General features: G+C 53.3%; 6 protein-coding genes. 4 read left to right on the top strand and 2 right to left on the bottom strand.

The annotated features are described in order from the left end of the window. Positions 1 to 290: 290 nt before the first annotated feature. A complete protein-coding gene (locus tag ACXJJA_RS05555; protein ID WP_456487224.1) occupies positions 291 to 2,330 on the top strand; it encodes a PAS domain-containing protein in 2,040 nt (679 codons plus the stop codon). Between the two features lie 63 nt (positions 2,331 to 2,393). After that, a complete protein-coding gene (locus ACXJJA_RS05550) occupies positions 2,394 to 2,609 on the top strand; it encodes a hypothetical protein (RefSeq protein WP_456487223.1) in 216 nt (71 codons plus the stop codon). A 362-nt stretch (positions 2,610 to 2,971) separates the two neighbouring features. On the opposite strand, the gene ACXJJA_RS05545 is transcribed toward ACXJJA_RS05550, so the two are convergent. Further along, positions 2,972 to 3,514 carry a DUF367 family protein gene (locus tag ACXJJA_RS05545; protein ID WP_456487222.1) on the bottom strand — a complete coding sequence of 181 codons (543 nt, stop codon included), beginning with the start codon at positions 3,512 to 3,514 and terminating at the stop codon, positions 2,972 to 2,974. Between the two features lie 73 nt (positions 3,515 to 3,587). Here ACXJJA_RS05545 and ACXJJA_RS05540 point away from each other — a divergent pair, with 73 nt between their 5' ends. Next, positions 3,588 to 4,211: an HAD family hydrolase gene (locus tag ACXJJA_RS05540; RefSeq protein ID WP_456487221.1), complete on the top strand. Its 624-nt coding sequence runs from the start codon at positions 3,588 to 3,590 to the stop codon at positions 4,209 to 4,211. A gap of 21 nt (positions 4,212 to 4,232) precedes the next feature. Here ACXJJA_RS05540 and hisS read toward each other — a convergent pair whose 3' ends face one another. Then, positions 4,233 to 5,489, bottom strand: coding sequence for a histidine--tRNA ligase (gene hisS, locus ACXJJA_RS05535; protein ID WP_456487220.1), 1,257 nt, complete (start codon positions 5,487 to 5,489; stop codon positions 4,233 to 4,235). A gap of 64 nt (positions 5,490 to 5,553) precedes the next feature. On the opposite strand from hisS, the gene ACXJJA_RS05530 reads away from it, so the two are divergent. Beyond that, complete coding sequence (locus tag ACXJJA_RS05530; protein WP_456487219.1) at positions 5,554 to 6,600, top strand: lysylphosphatidylglycerol synthase transmembrane domain-containing protein; 1,047 nt, start codon at positions 5,554 to 5,556, stop codon at positions 6,598 to 6,600. The last annotated feature ends 13 nt before the right edge of the window (positions 6,601 to 6,613 follow it).

The following is a 6,613-nucleotide window of genomic DNA, read 5'->3' as shown; positions in this document are numbered from 1 at the left end:
GCAAATGCCCACGCTGCGGCGGCTCAAAACACGTAACAAAGAGCGGCAGACTGTTAAATGCATGAAATGCGGGCTGGAAGCCCATAGAGATGCAGTAGGTTGTATAAATATAAGGCTCGCTCAGGGGTAGAGACTCCCTGCGGGAGTCATTAACCGGGCGGTGACTCGCCCTCTGCTCTCCGAAGCAGGAACCTCTCACGCTTTAGCATGAGAGGATGTCAGAAACATCACTAAAAAAGTTACTAAGACCGCAAAAATATTAAGTAAAGATTGTAATTACTTTATTAAACATGACAAAAAGCGTCGTCCATGACGCCTTGAAACATTTGCCCGTTGCCGTCTTCACTGTGGATGCTGACGGGCGAATAACGTCGTGGAACAAGGCTGCTTTTATCATCACTGGCTTTAAAGCTGAGGACGTTGTGGGTAATCCCTGCATATTCTTGAAAATATGTCCTGAGTGTCGGAAGTGGTGCAAGCTTCGCTCTCTGACGCAAGAGCAAGCGGCAGTAGAAGTGGAAAACGCTGGGGAGGGGGTCACTGGGGAGATTAAGATTATCGCCAAGGATGGCTCTAAGAGGTGGCTTCTCAAGAGTTTTCATCCGTTAAAGGACGAAAGTGGTAACGTGTTCGGCGCCGTCGAGTGCTTCTCTGACATCACGTCGCTGAAACGGCGTGAGGAAGAGCTTTACAAGCACGCTCGGCTTTTAGATAACCTTTACATATACGCCGGGCTTCTTGATGAGAGAGGTCGCCTGCTCTTCGCAAACGCCCCGCCCGTCGAGGGTCTCGGCTACGCATACCACGAAGTTCTCGGGCGCCACTTTTGGGAGTGCGGCTGGTTCGCTCAGGACACGAGACTGAGAAACAGTGTCAAGGACGCCGTTGTGCGGGCGTTGCGGGGCGAGACCGTCACGTTCGAAGCTGAAATCTTCGCAAAAGATGGCAGCCGTGTCCCAATAATCTTAAACGCAAAGCCTTTTCGCACCTACGAGATTCTTGAAGGCGTTGAGAAAATCGAGGGCGTCGTCGTCGAGGGCATTCTTATCAAAAGTCTGAAGGTGCTTGAGCAGCGGCTGCGAGAGGTTGAGGAGTTTTACAGGGTGCTCGCCGAGAAAACGCCCGTGGGCATTTACCTGCACAGAGGAGGACGCTTCGAGTATGTGAACGAGCAATGCGCGGAGATGGTTGGCTACTCTAAGGAAGAGCTGCTGAACATGAACTTCTGGGAGACGTCGTTTAAGGAAGAACAGAATTTCGTGCGGGAGATAGGCCTGAGGCGGCTGCAGGGCGAGCTTGAGGCGACATACGTGGAGCATCGCCTCGTGCGCAAAGATGGCAGAATCGTTTGGGTCGGAGTTTATTCCCAAAGGGTCATGCTCGGTGGCAAGCCCGCAGTCCTCGGCACCATGATTGACATAACGGAACGTAAAGAGGCAGAGCTTGCGCTTAAAGCCTCAGAGGAGAAGTTCAGAAGCTTGTTCAACGCCCAGATGGATGGCATAGTTATTGTTGATGAGAATGGCATCCTTCTTGACATCAACAACCGAGTTGTAGAATTCACAGGTTTCAACCGTGAGGAGTTCATCGGTAAGAGTCTCTGGGAACTTAAAGCGCTCACTGAGGAGAGCAAGAAAAAGATTGCTAAGATGCTGCCGAGGCGGATAAGAGGTGAGGAGTTCCCGCCCTATGAGGTTGAAGTCGTTACGAAGGACGGTAAAATCATCCCGTTTGAGATTCACGGCAGCCAAATTCTTTACGAGGGGCGAACGGCGGCGCTCGCGGTCTTCAGGGACATCTCAGAGCGTAAAGTCGCAGAGACCGCCATTAGAGAGGCGAAAGAGCGCTACGAGATGCTCTTTGAGGAAAGTCCTGACGGGCTGGCAATCGTAGAGCCGAACAACATCATAATCATGGCTAACAAGGAGCTTGCGAGGATGGTAGGCTACGGTAGGGAGGAAATCGTAGGTTCGCCGTGGATGAAGTTCGTGCCTGCGGAGGAGGCGGAACGCATTCTCGACCATTACCGGCGGAAAAGAGAAGACCCTTCTTACGAGGTGCCGACGCACTACGAGGTCACTTTGATACGTAAGGACGGTAGCCATCGCATCGCAGACCTGAAAATCATAGAGGTGTTTGAAGGGAAGACACTGCTCGCCCTTAGAGACATCACCGAACGTAAGGAATTGGAGGAAGAGCTCAAGGAGCGGCTGGAGGAGCTTGAAAAGTTCTACAAGGTTACCGTCCACAGAGAACTCAAGATGATAGAGCTTAAGAAGCGGATAAAGGAGCTGGAGAAGGAATTGGAGCTTTTGAAACAGAAAACGTGAAGGCGCTTGAGAGGCGTCTAGAATACGTTATGCCAGTATAGTTTTGCGTTGCTGCTTATAACCATGATGCTTGTTATATTTCGGCTACAAGGAGGAAACCAAGGCGGCGTGGGCATGTCTCGCTTTTTGCTCCATACCGACTCGATACGGGCGTTCGAGCAGTGCGGGCAGAGGAGACGTGCAGAGCTCGATGGCGTCTTGAAACTCGCGGCTCGTGGCAAACCGTCAAAATCCTGTTGTCCACCGACACTCCTACGGCGGCGACGGCGGCGCTCGTAAGGGCACCAAAACGCCAAGTGACCTCAAGGGCAAGAAAGTAGCATGTGAAATCGGGACGTGCGCAATACTCACGCTGCTTAAGCGCTCGAGCGCTACCGAGGAACTGTGGAAAAATCGCAAGCGGAGCTGTGCCGGGTGAATGAAGAGCTAAAGGAAAAATTAGAAGAGCTTAAAAAGCTCTACAAGCTCACCGTTAGCAGAGAGCTGAAAAATATGAAAACACCGCCGAGTAGGACGTAAACACGTCGTGCCGGCGATAGTTGCCGTGTTGGCATTGATGCTTAGCAGTGGCGTTGGTGCTCTCTGGCTATGGGAGGGCACCCTCAAACAAGGAAATGCAGGACAGTCTTGTGTCCACAACACTACCGTCCCGGTCCGCGTCCCCGCCGCTCAGCAGCCGTAAGTCGGAAATCACGCATGAAGCGTTCTTGCGTCGTGATGACTTCGGTGCTGTTCCTCGCTTTTTTGTAAGCTTCGAGCATGGGCTCGTTCAGCTTGAAGAACGTGTCGCCCCACTTGAACTTGCTCATCACCACCCTTGCTTGTTCGACGTGGCTGAGGATGAAGAGCGCCGCCGCCAGCGCTTCTGCGGAGCTCAACAGGAACGGCTTGCCGAAGTTCGTGGGGTTCGCCGCCAGCAGGAAGGGTAACGCCCTCGTGTTCTTACGCTGAAGAATGGCAGAAAATTCTTCAATCCGCCGCCAAGAGCAGTCAAAAACTGTTATACTTTTTGCATTTTTGTCCTCTTGCGAGAGCGCCTTCTCTGAAAAGGGGCTCAAGAGCAAAGTGCTCCTTGGGATTTCTCTCAGCCGTCGCAGCGACGTGACGACGCCGAGCTTCGCGAGTTTCCGGGCGGTGCACCGCTTCCCGTCACACTGCCTCGCCTCGTAAGCATAAAGACGCACAGTTTTAAGTAGCTAGGGATTCTTAAATCTTTTGTGGCAGCTTCCACAGTTAAGCAGTATAAGGAGGAGCAAGATGCTGGTGCGGGCGGTTTTATTCGACCTCGACGGTGTGCTTTTGGACTCCAAGGACACGTGGTATGAAGCATTTAACGACACAATAAAGAAATTCGGCTTGCGAGGCATAAGCAAAAAGGAGTTCGAGGAGAGGTTCTGGGGTCCTGACTTACGTCATAATATTGGCGAGTTGGGGCTGAATGAAGCCGCCGTGAGATTCTGCTTAAGGCGGCAACTCGAGCTCGTGGAAAAGATGCGGCTTTTCCCTGACGCAAGAGGCGTGCTCGCAGCCGTGCATCAGAAATATAAGACGGGACTCGTCACGAACACGCCGAAGAAGAACACGTTGAGAATCATAGAGCATTTCCGTCTTGGAAAATATCTTGACGTCGTTGTCACTGGCGATGACGTCAGCAGGGGTAAGCCCAACCCTGAGATCCTCCTTAAAGCTTGTGACGCCCTTGCGGTCCGCCCAGCCGAAGCCGTGCTTGTCGGCGACACGGGGAGCGATGTGGAAGCTGCGAGGCGTGCCGGCTGCTTCATTATACTCAAGAACGAGCGAGGGGCCCCCAGCGCCAGCGCCGTGCCTGTCGTGCAACGGCTATCTGAGATTTTGGCGTTGTTAGAGGATTTAACGACCTAAGAGGCGAAGAGACGCCGGGCGTCATAGTGAGCGCAAATACGCAACGCAAGCCTCCAGGTTCATCAACTTCTGCTCCCCGCTCCGCAAATCTCTAATCAAAACCTTGTTTTCACGTAATTCCCGCTTCCCGACGATGACCGCAAAGTCCGCGCCGACGGCATCCGCAAATGAGAGCTGGGCGCCGAGGCTGCGCCGCATCACGTCCACGTATGCCACGAAGTCCTCTCTTAACCTCTCGGCGACGCTGACCGCCGCCCTTCTGACCTCCGGCTCTTTGCCTGCGGCAGCCACCACGACTTTTAAACAACGCTCCTCCGGCGCCTTACAGATTTCTATAATCCTGTCGAAGCCGATGGCAAAGCCGGTTGACGGAGCATCGTCGCCGCCGAACAGCGCTGCGAGCCGGTAAGAGCCGCCGCCGCATATCTGGCGCTGCGCGCCGAGTCCCTTCGTGGCATAAGCCTCAAAAACCATTCCTGTGTAGTAGTCTAAACCTCTGGCGATGCTGAAATTCAGCTTAAAGTCCACATCGTAGCACTCTAAAGCTTCAAGAAGCTCTTTCAGCTCGCTGACCGCCTCTTCTCCCTTGCCCCTTAATATTTCGGAAGCTTCGTCAACGGCGGTAGCGTCGCCGCTCAAATTTACCAAGCCCAAAAGGTCGTCAACACAACTCGCTGCGCCGCCGCAGCGCCGCAGCGTCTGCACGGCATCCTTCAGCTCGCCTTTGTCGAGAAGCCGCATTACACGGTTCTTAATTTCTTCGGGAACGTCGCCGAGCACGCTCCTTATCAGTCCCACATGCCCGACGTGCAGCTCAAACTCGACATTTAACTCCTTTAAAATCGTATATGCGAGCGCTATGCTCTCGGCTTCTGCCTCTGGTGTCCCAGCACCTATGAGCTCGGTGCCAAACTGCCAAAACTCCCTGAAACGCCCCTTCTGCGGGCGTTCGTATCTGAAGCAGTTTCCAAAGTAGTAGAGGCGGAGTGGCTTCGTCCGCAGCTTCATTTCGTTTACATACATCCTTATCACAGGCGCCGTGAGCTCCGGACGCAGCGCCAGCCGTCGCCCACTCTTGTCCTCAAAGTCGTACATCTCCTTCACAATCTCCTCGCCGGAACGTAGTGTGAACAGTTCCACGTGCTCGAACGTCGGTGTCTGCACCTCCTCGTAGCCCCAACGCTCCGCAAGCTCTCGCATCTTACGCTCGACAGCTCGACGCCGCCGCATTTCTTCTGGCGGGAAGTCCCTCGTGCCCCTAGGTCTATCTATTCTCAACGCACGCCGCCCCCGCTTTTGCTTTCCCCTCCAAAATTTAAATTCCTACGCCCTAAAAACCGACGTGGAAACTACAATCCGGAAGCAGCTGAGCGACGCAAAGAAGCTTGTTTTTGCATTAGCTGTGAGCATCGTCTCTATAGCCCTGATATGCGTTCTCACGCTTAGCGCCGAGACTCTAACCTACATTCGCAACATCAGCTTGCAGTTTCTTGTGGCAGCTGCCATCGCACACATCCTCTCTTGGCTCTTTGCAGCGCTTCGCATACGGGCGCTGAGTGCGGCGCTTGGCACGAAAATACGCTTGAAGGAGTCGTTCAAAGCCGTGGTCGCCGGTCTTTTTCCAGCGGCGGTCACGCCGACAATGCTCGGCGGTGAGCCTGTTAGAGCATATGTTCTGCACAAAAGCGGACTGAGCGCTGGCAATGCCGCTGCAGTCGTGCTGAGTGAGCGCATCCTCGACGTATTTTTCTTCTTGCTCATGCTCCCCTTCGCATTCGTAGTTTTTTTCGGCGTGCTCAGGAGTGGCACCGCAACGTCAGGCTTACAGCGTATCCTGACGTCAGTCATGATATCAGTGCTCGTGCTTCTACTCTTAGGCGTTTTAACCGCCTTAATCGGCATGTTAAGGCCGGAAGTTTTCAAAAAAGCATCCTTGCCGCTGCAAAACTTTATCAAGAGAGTTGTTGGCAGAATAAGCGCAAAAGACTCGAAACGGGAGAGATTGCTTGAAAAAGTGGCAAGAGAGATAGAAAACTTCAAAAACGGTCTGCTAATGTTGCTGAGACGCAAAAAAAGCATTGCAGATAGCATGTTTTTCACAGCACTACATTGGTGCGTGGATTTCTCTACGCCTTCCTTGATATTATTGGGTCTCGGCGCACGCCCTGCTTTCGTGGGGTTATTCGCCGCTCAAGTGATCATCGTCGTGCTCACGATGCTGCCGACGCCCGGCGGCAGTGGTGTTGCGGAATTCGGCGCCCTCACACTTTTCTCGCCGTTCGTGAGCGTGTCGCTTCTTGCGCCTGTGATAGTGGCATGGCGGCTTGTTACCTACTATGTAAACATCGTGGTGAGTGGCGCGTTGCAATATAAGCTGCTGCGGGCGTAAAAAATCGAAAAAA

The organism is Candidatus Alkanophaga liquidiphilum (assembly GCF_053996935.1).
The sequence above is the reverse complement of the archived record's forward strand: the minus strand, read 5'-3'. Positions and strand labels throughout refer to the sequence as shown.